This is a genomic window from Fibrobacter sp. (assembly GCA_012523595.1).
Lineage (GTDB): Bacteria > Fibrobacterota > Chitinivibrionia > Chitinivibrionales > Chitinispirillaceae > JAAYIG01.
The window spans coordinates 1-17,067 of the sequence record JAAYIG010000100.1 but is presented as its reverse complement, the minus strand read 5'-3'; the positions used below and the strand labels follow the sequence as shown (position 1 = coordinate 17,067).

The following is a 17,067-nucleotide window of genomic DNA, read 5'->3' as shown; positions in this document are numbered from 1 at the left end:
TGATGGCAGTTTTGACATGGTTACATGGATGACCACTCCGGAGGGACTTGTTATTTTCAACGAAGGGATGCTTCATTACTGGGATCTCTCAACTTTTAACCCTGAAGGTGTAGAAAAAGGAAAATAATGAACAGTTTTTCGAGGACTTTTATGGTGCGATACACAATTGCACCTTTTGTTTTCAGGGCCTCCCGTTCATTTGCTTACCTCACTCTTCGAGTGCAATATAAAATGCTATCTGCAAACGGAGATTTTAACAATGATAATCATGCGGAGATTTTGCGGGACGTTTGTGCTTGAAATCGGCATTTTTGTTGTGTTCTGTCACTCCGGACCTTACAAGCCAATTTACAAGCCAATTTACAAGCCAATTTACAAGCCAATTTACAAGCCAATTTACAAGCCATACAATAAAAAAAATAGCTGTAAGCCCTTTATTTTTAAGCACTTACAGCCTTACACCGCAAATCGGAGTGAGAGGATTTGAACCTCCGACACCTTGGTCCCGAACCAAGTGCGCTACCAGGCTGCGCTACACTCCGAAATTTTCGAGGGATCTGACAGACCGGGATAGTAAATGTCTGTCAAACCGTTAAAAATACCTTTTAAGCAGACCATGAGCAAGTCTTCGGATTTTTTTCCTGAAACTGCCTCCGGCTACACACCCGATCTTTGTCCACGCATATTTCCAAAGCGGATAATGCTATAACGAAAAAAGCCCCCGGAATCTTCCGGGGGCTTTCAGACTGATCAGCTCTTAATAATTATTGGGAAATGTTTCCTTTTTTCCAGGAACTGGTCCATCCCGCAACATTGACATTACCATGCTTGGAATGGGTATTGAGGCCACCTGTTGTTGCACTGTTATTTCCTTTAAGAAATTTCTGGATCATTGCTCTCAGCGCTGATCCATATTCGGCACGTGTGCTACAGTGACTGCCATTTCCGCTGCTCCCCAGATACCACAATGCATCCTGCCTGCCCATTGCTTTATATACCTCATAAGCAGCCGCACAACCAAGGTAGTTAGCCTTGTATGACAAATGGTCGATATGCGGGTTGTCCATTAACAGCAAGCCTCGAGGTGCATACATAGCAGCTACATCACTCATATCAACAGCCATATTTGATGAATAGCTTTTCGATGTGGGACCAAACCAACTGGCTTCTCCATTGCAACCTGACAGTGACTGGCCTCCCAGTGTCGGCAAAGCACGAAGCGGTGCCGGACCACCGGTACCTGGCTCCAGAGGAAGACCCAGAGCGATACGCTGGTCAAAGGCGCCGATCACAAAAGCGGCTTTCCCAAAACGGGAACATCCATGAATGGCTATTTTCTTGGGATCTATCACATTAGGATTTTTCTCGAGCATATCGATGATACGGCTGACACCCCATGCCCATGCGACAAGCGCACCGGTTTTTCCCTTATAATCAGGGTTCGCATCGTAATACTTTCCGGTTGAATAGTTGTTGGAAGCCTCTGATGCGATAGAGTAGGCATCGTAGCTGATTGTAGCCACTCCCTCACTTGAAAGCACATCTGAATTCAGGCTGTTGAATCCACCCACAACAATTACCGCCGGGTAAGGAGCTGAACCTGTTTTCGGCAGACTTACTGTGCCGCTGAAAGATGTATTTCCCTTAGGGGTAGTTACATTGACCGTATAACTGGTATTTGTAATACTGCCAGTCACACTGCCGCCAATTTTCGCGGGCGGAGGAGCCTTTTCACCCAAAATCCGTTTCTCAATTTCCACAACCAGTTCGCGGCGGCGGCAGCGCCAGTCTGCCATGGTTTTAACCTGTGAACCATTCCACATGGTAAAGGGATCAGGCAAAGCAGTAGAAGAACCTCCATTTGAGCCGTTTGGAGTACCTACTGTGCAGTCATACCCCTCATCCTCAACAAAATCTGAGACACTGCCTGACGGTTCCAGAGAGATATTGACAGTAGCATCATATAACTCGACTGCCACTACTTTTGTTTTAAAACCGGCCTTTTCTACTTTGATCGAATCGACCACAGCCGCCAGTTTTGCCAGTTTGCCACTTGACGGCGATACGATGTTTTCATCAGAGGTTTTCAAGAGATAATTGCCGTTTTGCAAAGGAAGATAACGGCAGGTCATTGTTCTTTCACCAATTGAAGCCCTGATAATCAGAACATTTGATACACTGGAAAGCTCAGCGATATTCATGCGGTAGATACCTGCCGGAGCATTCTGCCGCACTTCCCTCTTTAAGAGTTTTCCCTTTACATCAAAAACTTCTGTCTTCAAAGGTGAGGATTTCGAAAGGCTCAGCTCCAGAACACCTTTGTTGAAAGTAATCTTCTCAGCCTGAGGCACTATGGACCGAAGAACTGCTACAGTAGTTTTTTTAATCGAATAGTTACCGTTATTATCGGTAGTATCCTTTAAATTCTGACCCATAAGGGTAACTATTGCATCGGCAACCGCATTTCCTCCGGAAGTAACTCTACCCCGGAGATTAATATCGACATTTTGCGCATTGATAACAAATCCGATTAGAGCAATAAAGCAGAAAAAAATATGGTGATTCATATCCTTTCCCCCGTCTTTGTAAGGATTCAATTTCTCCGCTCCCAGGGTGTTGTCAAAGGGAGGCGGGTTATTTCAATATCCAATATAAAGCTAATCGGGTGCTGCAGAATGGTTTTAGTGCTCAGGTGATGAAATTTCCGTTTACATTTTGTGTACACCGGAAATGAGATAGTGATATCTTGTCTTTCTCTTTATAAATTAATTGCAAACTGAACAGCGGCATAATGCAGTTACACAGTACATACTGCCCATATGGAATTTAAAAACCGCCTCAAGTTACATTCCGTTGATCTCTATTATTGGGGCCTTAAGCGGGAACTGAAAACAGATGGTAAGTTAAGGTTTTGAAGTCAGAAATCTCAAGGGAAACATCGCAGCAAAATAAGGCTTTATGATTCTCCTGTCCCAATAAGTATTTATCCCTGTTTTCCCTTTACGTGCTCAATTTTCAACCTGCCGATAAGCTTTACTATATCTACGGAACTCTCTCCCGTATCATCGATAATAAGAGGTATTCTCTCTGTAGCAGCCGGAAAAATACCGAAAGCCGGATCAGCAAAGACCCACTCCCCTGTAAATGCCATCACCCAGGCATGATAGTAATACCCGCTTTTTCGCTCAACATACACCATCCCCAGAACTACCCTGGCAGGTATTCCCGATGCCCTCAACAGAGCCGCCAGAAGCACAGCGTGTTCGCCACAATCACCAAATCCTGCATTGAGTGTCTCAAGTGCACTGGAAAAAGTGGCTGTATTTTTTTTGTCCAGTTTTTCAAATACATAGCGGTTATACCTGCCGACCAGTTCACAACTGTTTGCCGCATCTCCCCTGAGTGAATTTGCATGACTGACAATCTTCTCATGTGTAACCTGCATAGTGGGGGTCGGCACAGTATACTTCTTCAGTGAATCGGAAACAGCAACCTCCTTCCCGGTACATTTCCGGGGCAGATCCAGAAGTGTAAAACGATCTCCGTTTGCGGTGTAGAATGGCTTTACGGATGAGTGAAGTATGTCCGGATCGATGACCAGAACAACCCTCTCAGATGTCTCTAACTTTTCCTTCTTTATACAAAGCGCCTCAAACAGGTCCGCTGTCCTGTACTCTTTGCCGGATTCACCCTTTCTCTTTGCCACAAAAGGATAAACCTCACGCAGTAGAGTATGCCCGCTCTTATCAACCTCCCAGACCTCATCTCTGTCATAAAGGCTGCTTCTTGTATCAAATACAAACCTGAACCCGTTTTTCTCTGAAGGTACCTGACGACAGGTGGTTCTGGTATGGATGTGCTGCCCTGAAATAAGTTCAAAAGCAGTATCAACCCAGGTATCACCGGGTTTGATAGATGAACCGAAAATGCCTCTGTAGATCTGGATGGTTGAATTGCAGTTTTCATTCACACTCTTGACAATGCGTTTACTCCCGGTCCCTCCGGCATTCACAGTCAACTCCCACTCACCGCTGGAATTCCTGCGAAGCGTCCAGAAGTTTTTCCCCGCAGGGCTGGAAACTTCCTGAAAAGCCTCCACCAGAGAGCCATCAGGACCAAAACGCCTTCTCTCAGAAATGCGGTTCGCCTGCACAGCCTCACCACTCTGGTTCACATGACGGGTAATAAGCTCTGATCTGAACTCAACAGAATCACTCCTCACACTCAGATAACTGCGCAGATCTCCGGCCGACAGCCCCTCAAGCAGCAGATCCATTGTGTCGGAAACAGTAAATGAGTCCTGCTTCGCAAGAGGAAACCCGGCAGCCAGGAAAAAAGCCAAAAGGAACATTACCGTCTTTTTCATCTCTGATCCTGTTCAGCCTGGGATATACCCGGAGATTTTACATACTCAGAAAACCCTATACCTGCAATCGAGCGGAACGATCTGGAAAACGCCTCTGCATCCGGGAACCCGCATCGGAAAGCAAGTTCCTCTGGAGTCAAGGAAGGAGTCTTGTTCAACAGGATTCTGGCGTGGTTTATCCTTACCTGCCCGATAAACTCACCCACACTCATCCCAAGTTCCTTCTGAAACAGTGCCTCCAGAAACGCCTCTCCGGTTACAAGCTCCTCACAAAGTTTTTTAACAGAAAACTCAGGATCAGCAAAATTGGTCTCAATATTCCTGCATGCCCTCTGGACCTCTTTATCCATAATTGAGAGTCTTGTGGTTGTCAAAAACCGGGTTTTTTCAGTTTTCTGACGATAAAAGTTGATTGTGTAGAAAATGACAACAAGGGAGATACACAGAAAGAGAATCTTACCAGTCCTGACTTTTATCCATGTTATAATCCCGGTTCCCGGAATTATCTTTTTTACAAAAGCGACGACACCGGAAAAACCCTTTGCCAGTCCTTTCAGCTTATCCGGAAAGGATCTCCCCCCTGCCAGGCTGTCGGAACTGTCTACATCAGCAGACAAATTGAGGACAGTATCGGAAGAACTGTTTTTCTCCCGATTCTCCACCTGCCCGGAAACACCATGCAGAAAGAAAACAAAAAAAAGCAGAACAACTGCAGACCTGACAATCAACTTACTGTGCACCGTTTCATCTGTTCCTGAAGCATGGCGTTGTAATTAGATCCCAGCGCATCGATTTTCGCACGCAGCTTTGTAATAAACCACTCTGCTTCATCCAGAGATTTCAGCCTCATGTCCTGCCAGAGCTGTTTGAGAGTTTTTTCATTGAGAATCTCGTTTGTGGAGACTTCAAAGTGGAGACGGTTGTTTTCTGTTATCCTCTTATAGGCATCCTGTATCATCTGAAGGATCTCAGAGTAGGTCACCTGCTCGAAACAGTTTTTAAGAATTTTGTGTTTGAGAAAAAGCTGATCACAGAAAAATTTACTGTTGAAGATATAATGACGTTCATTTTTGTAGACTTTTCCGTCATAATAATATTCACCTATGATCTTCCCGCTTGTGGTCTTCACAACCGATTTAGGGAAAGGCGATATCTCTATCTCTACGACAGGTTGTTCTTTTGTCTCAGGAATAGCGGGCTCGGCGGCATCACTTTTACTCTCCTCAATTATCTCCAGAGCCGGTTTCTGCTCCATGGGAGGCGGCAGAGAATCTTTAACTTCGATGTGCGCCTCAGTTTCCTCTTCAGGTTCATCATCCTTCTTTTCCGCAGCTTCAACAGGAAGCTTCTCTTCGGATGTTTTCTTTTCCTCCTTATGTGAGAAAACAATCTCGTAGAGCCCATTTATAATTGCATTCTCATTTCTGTCGATCTCTTCTTTCAGCTTCTGCTCCTGACCTGCAAGCTCCTGCTCTTTACTCTTAAGAGATTCTAATTTGCTTGTGAGCTCATTGAGCTGCTTTGTGCTCTCAGAAATCTGCTGTTTTATCTCTGCGATCTCTTCATCTCTCTTCCGTTTTTCCTCCAGAAGTTTTTTTGAATCCTTGCTGATTCTTTTCAGATTCTCCTCTTTGTCTCTCAGTATATCGATTTTCTCCTGGTAGAAACTGATTAAATGGTCAAGGTTGCTGTTTGAACCTGTCAAGATGTTTTTACGGAGATTCCAAAGCTGCTCCAGAGCAATTTTGGCGTTCTCCTTTTCTCCCTCCAGAAGCTTCTCGGTAATTTCACACATGCTCATGGAAACACTCCTGTCTTTGGCATCCAGAAGTATCGAATAGAAACGGTTTGAATCTACAGTGCTGTTCTCAACTCCAAATATTGTTTCCGGTAAACGATCTACTCTGCGCATTTTTCCTGACCTCCGGGCTTTATAACTAAATAATTCAAAGATTAAGTTTTGTCAAGGCAATCCTGATAGACTTCCTTAAGATGTGCAAGTGAATCAAAGATCTCCTTGAGGTCCGGATTGCTGTTTATCTCTTCCAGATCAGTATAACCGTTTTCAAGAGCCCGTATAAGATTTCTCTCTGCATCGGCCCTGTTACCGCTCTCTGCCTCGATTCTGGCAAGGATAAAATAGCTGTCGAAATAATCCGGGTTTTCTTTAATATAGTTTTCCACGGACTCTTTTGCCTTCCCGATCTCCCTGTTTCCCAGCATCGCACGCCAGAGTATCCCCCGGGATGCATCATCGGGCTTTCTCATCCTTTCCACAAATCTGATTGCAGAATTGAATGAACCATTCTCAAGAGAAAACCGAGCCAGCCCCTTCAAGACCTGATCCTGAGGATCAGACATACCCGAGAGCCGTTTGTAAATTGCCACTACCCTGCCCTGGTTTATTCCCTTACGCCTGTAGATAAGCAGCCTCTGCACATCCAGAAGATCTCCATCCTTACCCATACGATCAGCCTGAAAAAGGAGCGCTTCAGCCCTTGAAATCTGGTTCAATTCATAGAGAATTTCGATACTGCAAGCCAGAACCTCATCACTTAAACGGGGTAAAACCGCCAGTGTGGATCTGGTGAAAGTGCTTAAATCACCCCTGAGAAGAGCAAGCTGCCTGATACCTGTCCACCCCATAATGTTGTTGGGAGCCAGGCGCACAGCCTTTAAAAAATGTCTCTTTGCCTCTTCATACCTGCCCTGCCTGATGTAAAGCGACCCCAGATTCACATGAATACCGGAATCAAGCCTGTTAATCCCGGCTGCCTTGATATAACACTGTTCAGCTTTTTCTGTTTCACCCAGTTTTTCATGCGTAAACCCCAGGTTTTTCATTGCTGATGTAAAACCGGGATTATACCTGAGCGCCTTCTCAAACGCACCCTTTGCACCTGCATAATCTTCAAGGGCATTGAGAGTATTACCAAGGTTAAACCAGGCATCAGAAAAATCCGGATGCTTCTCAACTACACTCCTGAAACAATCTGCTGCCTTCTGAAACTCTCCCTCATCGAAATAGAAATTACCCTGATTGATAAGCGCCCCGGAGTGCTCCGAATCGATCCTCAATACCTTTTTAACACACTGTCTGGCCTCTTCGGTTTTCCCCTGCCTGATGAGCACTATCGCCAGGTTATTCCACCCCTCGATACGCTCAGGAGAAAGCTCTGTAAGTGTCCTGAAAGTACCTGCCGCATCTTCCAGTTCTGTCTTCTTAAAACAGAGATTTCCATATTCAAGCAGCAGATTAAAATCCTGTGGGTTCTCTTTCAGTACTTCCCTGAAAAGCTCTGAGGCCTGCCTTAGATGACCATGATCAATGTAGTAACGAGCCAGATCCAGAGCCTTCCTGACATTACCGCGATCAGAGTCAAAAGCAGTACGAAGTTTGACAAGTACAGGGTCGGTCTTTCCCATAATGAAGTCTGATGTAAACCGTTAAATAAAACTATTCAGATTTGCAGGTATTCACCCGAAGAATTCTCTGCGCCTTTGGTATATATACATTCCGGATCATCTCTTCCAAATACCCCCTCTGTGGTATCTGCTTGTCTGAAGACCAGTTTTTGTTTATAACCAGATCATCCCAGCAATCCAGATAAATCGCAGCTATCTGCTCAAAACAGGGGTTACCGGGGATAACCGTATGCCCATTGTTCATCAACTGCCTGAAGGAAACAATATAGACATCTGTAATCCAGCCCCCGCCAAATAACATGGTCATGTCACTTAGAATATCCTTACGAACCGGAATCATGCCAAAACGGTTGCACTCCTGGATCTGGACAGGAGTGCTTGTCACATGAGTCGCGATTTTAAAGGATAGTCTGGGATCAGGCGTGTCATGAGGAATACCCCACCACCATCCGCCGGTTGTGATCGATCTGCTCCCTTCCCGCAGAGGCATTCCCCTGGAGTCAAGTTCGATGGAACACCCCTGAGGCATCGTTGCAACCCCCATGTCATCAGGGTTCTTAAAATACCCGTTAAGATTGTCCCTTCCCGTACCATGTAGAAAAAAGCAATCAAGCTGGGTCATGAAAGAATAAAACACTTCCCCGTCCGCAAACCCCTGCCATATATCCTCATTGCTCCACCGCTTCTCCCACATCCTGGGATTGTAAACCCCGGAAGCGGCATATACAGCTTCCCACATGAAAGCATCCACAACACTGTTGCCACTCATTGTGAGAATATCTGTGGAATCCCCCTTTAACTGGAAGACTCTGTCGATGAGGCGAAGTGATGTTCCGGAGCTGCGCTGTCCCCTGTGTGCCACCCTCGGCATCACCTTTCCGTCATAGATAGTATGAGCCCAGATCCAACCGGCAACAAAAACGTCAAAATAATCCCACTCATTGACATCCTCCTCAAGGATATAAGTTGCCGGAAGTCCGAAACCGTTATACTTTTTTAGCTCCTGATCGATATTTTCCTTGTACTTTCTCCACGCCCCCACAGCATCCGCAACTTTACTTCTGCTGTAAACTACCACACGCGTTTCGAATTTCCTCGGTATGAGGCAGATCTTTCCATCAAAGGTTCCAAGTGAGGTCAGCAGGTAATCATCCTCAAACTTCTTAAGTTCTTCCTTGCTCAGGAAAGAATCAAGCGGTTTGAAAATCCCTTTTTCCATCAAAGATCTGCTCTTATCGAACGGAACTTTTACAAGCGCAACTTTCCCGGTTTCTTTATTCATCTCATATTCAAGGCTGTCAGGATTCCTGTAATGAACAGCCGTCAGTCCGGTTTTCTCTTTCTCCTTAAAAGGAGCTACAACTTCATTCCTGAAATAGTTCTCCTGATCCTCCATCATACTGACAAGAACACTCAATTCTATTCCGGGAGCACATCCTGCCAGAAGAAAAGCGGGAAAAATCAGAAACATTCTTTTTTTCATGTCTTTTCCTTGATCCGGACCGGGCCGGTTTCTACTTGACACCCTCAGTATCGGGCAAGCCTGTTCGGTACTCATTTTTCTTTATCCATATAATTATAGCAAATGGCAGAATTTTTTACAGTAGTTTCATTTTCCGGCTTTTTCAGACAATTTATCCACCTCTGCTACTAATACTTCACCAGCCGGAGGCAGATAGTATTTTTATCTCTTGGCAAAATTCCGGAGCGAATTCTCAAATGAACAAATCAAGACTCAAAGAACAAGTCGAAATCATCCGCCAGGCATTCGGGTACATTGACCAGTTTAAAAACGAGATCTTTGTAATTAAAATCGACGATGTCCTCATTTCCAATCCCTTTTTCCCGGTTTTTATCAAGGACCTTGTCCTTCTTCACAAAATGGGAATAAGGATCATTCTGGTCCCGGGCGCCAGGACACGTATCGATGATATACTTAAAACCTACAAAATCGAATGCCAGTCAGCAAACGGAATCCGTATCTCACCTCCGGAAGCAATCCCTTTAATCAAGATGGCCGCTTTCGATGTATCCAATAAAATTATGACCATGCTGGCAGAAAACGGCGCACAGGCGGTAATCGGGAACTGGGTGAGGGCCCGGGGCATCGGAGTAAGAGAAGGAATTGATTTTCAGAGTTCCGGAATAGTCGAGAGGCTCCAGATTGACGTCATCAAAAATGTCCTCGATGATAACCTTATTCCCATATTTCCCAATATTGGATGGAGTCTCAACGGCAAACCGTATAACCTCTCCTCAAACGATCTCGCCTTCACAATCAGCATCCAGTTGAACGCGGCAAAGCTGTTCTTTGTAACCGACAAAGGTGGAATATCCGCAGACGGGTTCAATATACCTGAGGGAGTTTATGTATCAAGCGACAACGTAATCTCTCAGCTAACACTGAAACAAGCCACTGCCTTTCTTGAATTGAACTCAGGCTCAGAAGACAAAGAGAAACTGGAACTGATAAGACTTGCGCACAGGGCCTGCGAAAGCGGGGTTAAACGTGTACATATAATTAACGGCCATGCTGAGGGAATGATATTGAAGGAGATTTTCTCCAGCAGGGGCTTTGGCACCATGATCTACGCCAACCAGCACGACCATATCCGCCAAATGACAATTGCGGATATCCCTGGTGTGCTCTCGCTGATGCAGCCTGCAATAGAGGAGAAAATCCTGGTCAAACGCAGTGTCTCTGACCTCCAGGACAAAGTTGATGATTATGTTGTTTACGATGTAGACGGCACTATACACGCATGCGGAGCCCTGCATACCTTTCCTGACCGCCAGGGAGAGATTGCAGGAATAGTAGTCGATGAAATGTACACTAATCTGGGTATTGGCAAAAAAATAGTAGAATATCTTATAGAAAAAGCGATAAAGGCTCGCCTTAAATCGGTTTTTATTCTTACCACTCAGACATCGGACTGGTTCTCGCAACTGGGTTTCCAGAAAGCATCAGTTGCCGATCTTCCCGCTGAAAAACGCACTCACTATAACAGCAGCCGTAACTCTCTTGTGTTAAGATATAAGCTAAGCAGGTACAAAACCCGAAGAGTCTTCGAAGTTGAATAAATAAACAGCCGTGAAGTCTGAATTATCTGTGCAGAAAGCGCAGATAATTCAGATACAAAACTTTACTACACTACTGCTTTCTCCAGGCACACCAGTAGGGATACCCGTCCTGATCTCTGAGAATAAGCACCCTGTCCTTGTATCTCACTTCAGCAGCCATAATTGTTGGTTTACTGTTTATCGAAACCTTCGCCCCTCTCACCTCTACTTTGTTTCCGATAGAAAGGTTCATATCCTGATGAAGCACAAACCAGGCAGGACCAAGATGAACCACAAACTCCTCATTGCTGGTTTTAAGAGAGAAACAGATCCCGTAAGACATATCGTTTGATGGTATCACCGTGTCTATCTTGGAAATGGTGCCATAATATGACTGAAGCGAATAATTGTTGTACATCTGCTCATACCGGCTGCCCAATCCCCAACCGTCACTGCCCCTGAATTTGATAGACATCTGAGCCTGACTCTGTGCAGGCATAAAAAGGGCAATCAAAACTGCTGAGATCTGTAATAACTGCTTCACTCGGCATCCTCCTGAAAATTGGTGAGCACTGTGTCCTGATTTCAATATATTAAATGTACCAGGAAAGATAAAAGGCAACAGAAAAGATCTCTTTCATGAATTTTCCAGGAATTCAATCAATTCCCCGGGGCTACTTACCAGTAAATTAGCACCACTGAGAGTAAGTTCCTCTCTGCCCCGGAACCCCCACAGTACTCCCACAGCAAACATCCCTGCCCCTGTCGCAGTCGCCATGTCAATACCCGAATCTCCAAGGTAGATAAACTGAGATGGAGGTATCCCCATCTGCTCTGAAATGTAGATGGCAGATGCCGGGTCGGGTTTGTCAGGGAACTTTCCTGCTCCCAACACTATTTCAAAAATCGATTCTTCAAAAAAATGACGAATCGATTTAAGGGTGAATTCATGAGGTTTGTTGGATAACACAGAGAGCCTCAATCCGTTCTCCTTAAGCCACTTCAGCATGCTCTCAATCCCATCATAAGGACGGGTTTTCTCTGCCCACCCGGAACCATAAGTTCTCCTCATTTCAGAGAGACATTTCTCGATCACTGTATCGACTCGCTCTTTCTCAGGAAGAACCTTGCGAACAAGGGTTCTCATCCCCTCTCCCACAAAAAGCTTGTATGCCTCCGCCTCATGCTGTGGAAAACCATTGTTTTTCAGCACCTCATTCATCGAATCCGCAATATCCTGCAGCGTATTAAGAAGTGTTCCATCAAGGTCAAAAATCGCAGCTTTAAATTTCATCATTTTTTTTCCTTGTATCCGAGATTTTTCAGACCGGCAACTTCCTGTTGTGTCAATGGGCGAAGCTCTCCGCTGGGCAGATCATGAAGCCGCAATGTGCCAAACTGCACTCTTCTCAGCCTGCTCACCAGAAGCCCGATTCCCTCAAACATCCTGCGTACCTGGCGGTTTTTCCCCTCAAAAAGATCGATCTGATACCAGCACTGGCTCCCATCAGTTTCCGGTTCCACCTGACGCACATCCGCGGCATGAAGTACCTGTCCTTCAGATTCAATCCCCTCCTTCATCCGGACAATCTCTTCATCTGTCAATCTGCGGTTCACCTTCACCAGATAAACCTTCTTTATTCCGAATCTGGGATGAGTCAGAGCGTGAATAAGATCCCCGTCATTGGTAAGAAGAAGCAGACCCTCTGAATTGAAATCCAGCCTCCCGGCATAGTTAAGATGATCAGCGTCCAGTCCCTTTCTTCTCAGAGCATCGTAAATAGTAGGCCTGCCTTCAGGATCATTTTTAGTCACCATAAGCCCCCTGGGCTTGTGAAAAGCAAAATACTCCAGTTTCCGAAGCGGCTTCACCTCCTTGCCGTGGTATTCCACTTTATCTACACCAGGCCGGACACGGGCACCTAAAGCAGTCACCCTCTGACCGTTGATAAAAACATTTCCGGATGCGATCATCTCATCCGCTTTTCGCCTTGATCCAAGCCCGCACTGCGCCAGGTATCGATTCAGACGAATTTCACTCTCTGATTCACTTCCCATTTCTTCTCACCTGAAAATATCCATGAGCCCATTGGCCACCCTTACCTCCCGCATCAGCATACGTGAAATCCGGGAGGAAGAAAATCCATCCAGTGTATAACCGGCATAATTGAACATCACCTCCGGAAGCACCACAGTTCCTGCTCTCCGCTCAGGGTCAGCCTCCTTTACGGCTCTTATAATATCCTTAGCACATAACAAACCGGCGACTGTCACAGTCTCACCCATGTAATGATTTACCACCGGAACAAGCCTGATACTCCTGCTCTGCCTCTCCCCGGCTTCCCGTATAATCTTTTCCAGAAAGGGGAAGGCTGAAACAGATGTGAGCACAAGACGGTTTTTACCTGAAGATCTCCTGGATGAAACTGCTTTCTTCACCTTCTTCCACTCCTCGAGCAGTTGCCGAACCAGTCCTACTCCATTTTCTATCTGAGGATAGTCACCATAATAATTCCGTCCGGGAATCCTCATCCCGCCCTTTATAAAAAACTCATCAGCCAGAAACAGCTTTCTCGTACCGTCAATTTCTGCATGCCTGTCGCTCAGCAACTGTATTTCCCTGCAGATCGATGCAGCAGAAGGAGAATCAAACCCGGTCAAAGGAAACTTTCTAAACTTTGTAAGCCCCACCGGAACAACTGCTATAGAAAGGAGAGAATGACCCAGTGCCAGAAGATCCTCTACAGTCTTATTCAACACAGATCCATCATTATACCCTCTGCAAACCACAATCTGGGTGTGAAATGAAATCCCCATCTCTTTTAGAAATCCCAGTTGATCGAGAATCGGTGCAGCCCTGCGGTTGCCCAGTAATCTGTTCCGGACCTCCGTATCTGTCGCATGTACAGAGATGTAAAGAGGTGATATCCCAAGATACGCCAGCTTCTCCAGATCCTTTTTCTTCGCCCCGCTGAGAGTCACATAATTGCCATTCAGAAAAGAATGCTTGAAATCTTCATCTTTAATGTACAGACCCTTGCGCAACCCGGGCGGCATCTGATCAATAAAACAGAAAATACAGCGGTTACAGCATCTGTTTATGGGGTTCTCATAAAAATCCAGGCCCAGGAAATCACCCTCTTTCCGCTCAACCTGAAACCGCAGCTTTCTTCCCCCGCGCATGAGTACAACATTCAGAAAAGAATCCGCTGCGAAAAAACGGAAATCCAGTTCATCAGATATTTCTGATCCATTTATCTCCAGAACCAGATCCCCCCTCCTCAAACCGGAATTATAAAAAGGAGATCCAGCATGGATTTCCCTTATTTTAGCTCCACGAACCACCGCTTACCCTATCTTCCTTTCTCTCCGGAGGGATATTACCCTACCGGATTTTACGAATCTATTATAGTTTTAGTCATTGATTTTTCCAAATTAATATTCTTATAATTGAAGTATATTCTTTCCAAAAGTCTCCACTCCTTAGTGGACATTTCAGATTATGAAGAAAAAGGGGGTTGTTTCTGTGAGAACCGCAATACGTAATCTCTGGACGGTCGGCCTGATACTCCTGCTTGGATTCTTTTGTACAATCCGTGATGACAACGGTGATCCGGCCATCTCAGGACCAACCGGACCAAAACTGAACCCATCTGTAGATCAAATCACACCGTCAATTTTCGCCAGCCCCGAAAGCGCTTATGTCAGATTAGGCGACACACTTGCCATCAGGGTTCAGATCCTTGGTGATACAAGTATTATCGATTCATTTCTGCCCCTGGCCGGATTGACCGTAACAGCCTCAGCCAATAAAGGAACCCTGCTTGACGATTCTCTGATCTCTGATAACAACGGACGGGTTACCCTGCGGTTCACGGATAAAAATCCCGGAAGAGTTGAAATCTCGATAAAATGTTCGACCGCACGCCAGACTGTACGATTTGAGGTTACAAACACCCCGGTGAAAATCCAGAAACTCATAGAGGTAGTTCCTGAAAAGACAATTATCAAAGCAGACGGGCAGGATTATACCTTTATAACAGTAAGAGTGCTCAATGAAAACCACAATCCTGTAAGCGATGAATGCGTCCAGTTTGTGTCTACATCAGGTATTATCGTCGGTGAGGGCGGATGTTCAAATTCGGGGCAGAGTGTTACAAACAGCGATGGAACAGCCAAAGCAAAACTGATCAGTTCAAACATAAATGACACCGCGTTTATAACAGCATTTCTGGTTTCAGACAAATCGATGAGCGATGAGGCGGAAGTTGCTTTCAGAGGTGTTACAATCTCCATCCTGTCTGATCAGACAAACATCGCTGTCGGAGACACATCGGTTTTAACCGCTCAGGTACTGAACGCATCAGGAATTCCCGTTGCCAGGGCACCGGTTTACTTTACTCTGAAAAACGGGTCCAAATCCAATCTGAAAATCTTAAGCAGCGATTCCGTAACCAATTATGAGGGACGTGCAGTAGCGAGAGTAAAGGCATTGTCCAACGGATATGATCAGGTCTCAATCTTCTCATCAGGCACAGAATCATCTGTACAGATAAATGTTACAAGTCTCGTGATGCGCCTTTCACTGAACAAGACCATTCTCCAGACCAGGGAGTCGGATTCTGCTGTCCTTACCTCTACTTTTGTAAATGGCAACGGAAATCCGCTTTCCGGTAAAAGCATCGTGCTGACCCGTTATTACAAAACAGAAGCCGGTGATGACACGACTGACAGTTTCTCCGGAAATTCAAACAGTTCAGGCAAATGCTCATTTACAATCAAGGCCCTCCCTTATGAGGGAACAATGCGCCTGGAAGTGGTTGGATTTGACAAATCAGAAGGATACGCATCGGCGGATACTTCTATCCAGTTTATCACCACCAGAGTGATGACAATGCGGGCTCCGGAATTCATTGCCGCTGACGGGTCAAGTAAAGCACCCGTTACTGTCTACATCAAGAATAAATCCGGTAACCCGATTGTCGGAGATGTAATCACTTTTTCCACAACAGCAGGGATGATTACAGGAAAAGCAACAACTGACAGTGACGGTAAAGCTGTTGCTTATTTGACAAGCGACAGGAGAAACCAGATCGCTACCATCACTGCTGTGCTGAGCAGCGATCCCTCAAAACAGCAAACCGCACAGGTGGAATTCACAGGTGTCGAACTCACAGCCAATGCCGAACCTCCAAGCATAGGCAGCAACGGGAAAGACACCTCGCGTATCTCCATTTCACTTCTGGATGCAGCCAAAAATCCTATAGCTGGTGAACCGGTCAATTTTTCCAAACAGCTTGATAAAACAATAATCGCATCGGCAGACTCTGTTACCAATAACCGCGGAGAGGCAACCTGCAAAGTCTATGGTACCGGCTCAGGCATGGACACAATACGTATTTCTGCCGCTGGTGCAAACGGATACGTAGTAGTGAATTATTCCTCCAATATCATCCTTATCGATACTGCAGCAGGTCAGGCATGCATAGCTGACAGTTCCGATTCCACACTTATAAACGTTACTTACCTTAAGGGCGATGGAGTCACCCCGATCCCGGGAGCCGAGGTTCAGGTCAGCGTCACCATTGGTAAACTCGATACCCTCTTTGCCAGGACATTTACCACAAACAGCAGCGGTAAAATGAGTTTCTACCTGCGCAATCCTCATTTCGCCAGCACCGCTGTAATTTACGTCCTAGCACGTACATCCAGTGAAATCACAACAAAATCTTTCCCGCTTTATTTCAAGGCAAATGCTGTCAGGAAAATCACTCTTTCGGGTACACCGGAAGTGATCAACATAAACGGAAGCCGTGCAAAAATTATCGCTGTGGCTTATGATTCCCTGGGCAACAGAGTCAAAGATGCCCGGATCGCATTTAATATTGTAAATGGCCCCAGCGGTGGTGAATATCTCGATCCGCCGGTGGCAATCACCACCGATGACGGTTCGGCATTTACTTATCTGGTTTCCGGCAAAACACCCAGCTTCTATCGCCAGGTCTGGATCACAGCCGGCAATTTTTCAACTATCAAATCGGACACGGTTAAATTCACTTTTGCAGGTCCGCCGAAATACATAACCATCAGAACAAATATCCTTAAAGGTATAAACCCCAATGACGGGACATTTATTCTGCCATGCGCGGCAATTGTCACCGATGTAAACGGGAATCCGGTTGCAGACGGCACAGAAGTCAATTTCAGCCTGCAGG

The 17,067-nt window shown here is 45.6% G+C and carries 12 protein-coding genes and 1 tRNA gene; 2 read left to right on the top strand and 11 right to left on the bottom strand.

Going from position 1 to position 17,067, the window contains the following annotated elements; genetic code table 11:
* Positions 1-468: 468 nt before the first annotated feature.
* The 7 genes from GX089_06410 to GX089_06380 form a co-directional block, all read right to left on the bottom strand.
* Positions 469-542: transfer RNA gene (locus GX089_06410), tRNA-Pro, on the bottom strand.
* Positions 543-764: 222 nt separating this feature from the next.
* A complete protein-coding gene (locus GX089_06405) occupies positions 765-2,567 on the bottom strand; it encodes a hypothetical protein (protein ID NLP02107.1) in 1,803 nt (600 codons plus the stop codon).
* A gap of 416 nt (positions 2,568-2,983) precedes the next feature.
* Complete coding sequence (locus GX089_06400; protein ID NLP02106.1) at positions 2,984-4,366, bottom strand: transglutaminase family protein; 1,383 nt, start codon at positions 4,364-4,366, stop codon at positions 2,984-2,986.
* Positions 4,363-5,106 carry a helix-turn-helix domain-containing protein gene (locus tag GX089_06395; GenBank protein NLP02105.1) on the bottom strand — a complete coding sequence of 248 codons (744 nt, stop codon included), beginning with the start codon at positions 5,104-5,106 and terminating at the stop codon, positions 4,363-4,365. The genes GX089_06400 and GX089_06395 overlap by 4 nt, the downstream gene beginning before the upstream one ends.
* Positions 5,091-6,278 carry a hypothetical protein gene (locus GX089_06390; protein ID NLP02104.1) on the bottom strand — a complete coding sequence of 396 codons (1,188 nt, stop codon included), beginning with the start codon at positions 6,276-6,278 and terminating at the stop codon, positions 5,091-5,093. The genes GX089_06395 and GX089_06390 overlap by 16 nt, the downstream gene beginning before the upstream one ends.
* 41 nt (positions 6,279-6,319) lie before the next feature.
* Complete coding sequence (locus GX089_06385; GenBank protein NLP02103.1) at positions 6,320-7,792, bottom strand: tetratricopeptide repeat protein; 1,473 nt, start codon at positions 7,790-7,792, stop codon at positions 6,320-6,322.
* Positions 7,793-7,823: 31 nt separating this feature from the next.
* A complete protein-coding gene (locus GX089_06380) occupies positions 7,824-9,275 on the bottom strand; it encodes an extracellular solute-binding protein (protein ID NLP02102.1) in 1,452 nt (483 codons plus the stop codon).
* A gap of 236 nt (positions 9,276-9,511) precedes the next feature.
* Here GX089_06380 and argA point away from each other — a divergent pair, with 236 nt between their 5' ends.
* Positions 9,512-10,873 carry an amino-acid N-acetyltransferase gene (gene argA, locus GX089_06375; GenBank protein ID NLP02101.1) on the top strand — a complete coding sequence of 454 codons (1,362 nt, stop codon included), beginning with the start codon at positions 9,512-9,514 and terminating at the stop codon, positions 10,871-10,873.
* A 70-nt stretch (positions 10,874-10,943) separates the two neighbouring features.
* Here the strand turns inward: argA and GX089_06370 are convergent, their stop codons facing one another.
* From GX089_06370 to GX089_06355, 4 genes are all read right to left on the bottom strand, one after another.
* Complete coding sequence (locus GX089_06370) at positions 10,944-11,396, bottom strand: DNA-binding protein (GenBank protein ID NLP02100.1); 453 nt, start codon at positions 11,394-11,396, stop codon at positions 10,944-10,946.
* A gap of 93 nt (positions 11,397-11,489) precedes the next feature.
* Positions 11,490-12,146, bottom strand: a complete 657-nt coding sequence (locus GX089_06365) for an HAD family hydrolase (protein NLP02099.1) — start codon at positions 12,144-12,146, stop codon at positions 11,490-11,492.
* On the bottom strand, positions 12,146-12,910 hold the full coding sequence (locus GX089_06360) for an rRNA pseudouridine synthase (GenBank protein ID NLP02098.1): 765 nt from the start codon (positions 12,908-12,910) through the stop codon (positions 12,146-12,148). The genes GX089_06365 and GX089_06360 overlap by 1 nt, the downstream gene beginning before the upstream one ends.
* Before the next feature lie 6 nt (positions 12,911-12,916).
* The gene (locus GX089_06355; GenBank protein NLP02097.1) at positions 12,917-14,197 is read right to left on the bottom strand and encodes a DUF512 domain-containing protein; all 1,281 of its coding nucleotides are present in this window, start codon (positions 14,195-14,197) and stop codon (positions 12,917-12,919) included.
* 181 nt (positions 14,198-14,378) lie between these two features.
* Here GX089_06355 and GX089_06350 point away from each other — a divergent pair.
* A partial coding sequence (locus tag GX089_06350; protein NLP02096.1) for a hypothetical protein occupies positions 14,379-17,067 on the top strand: 2,689 nt, incomplete at its 3' end.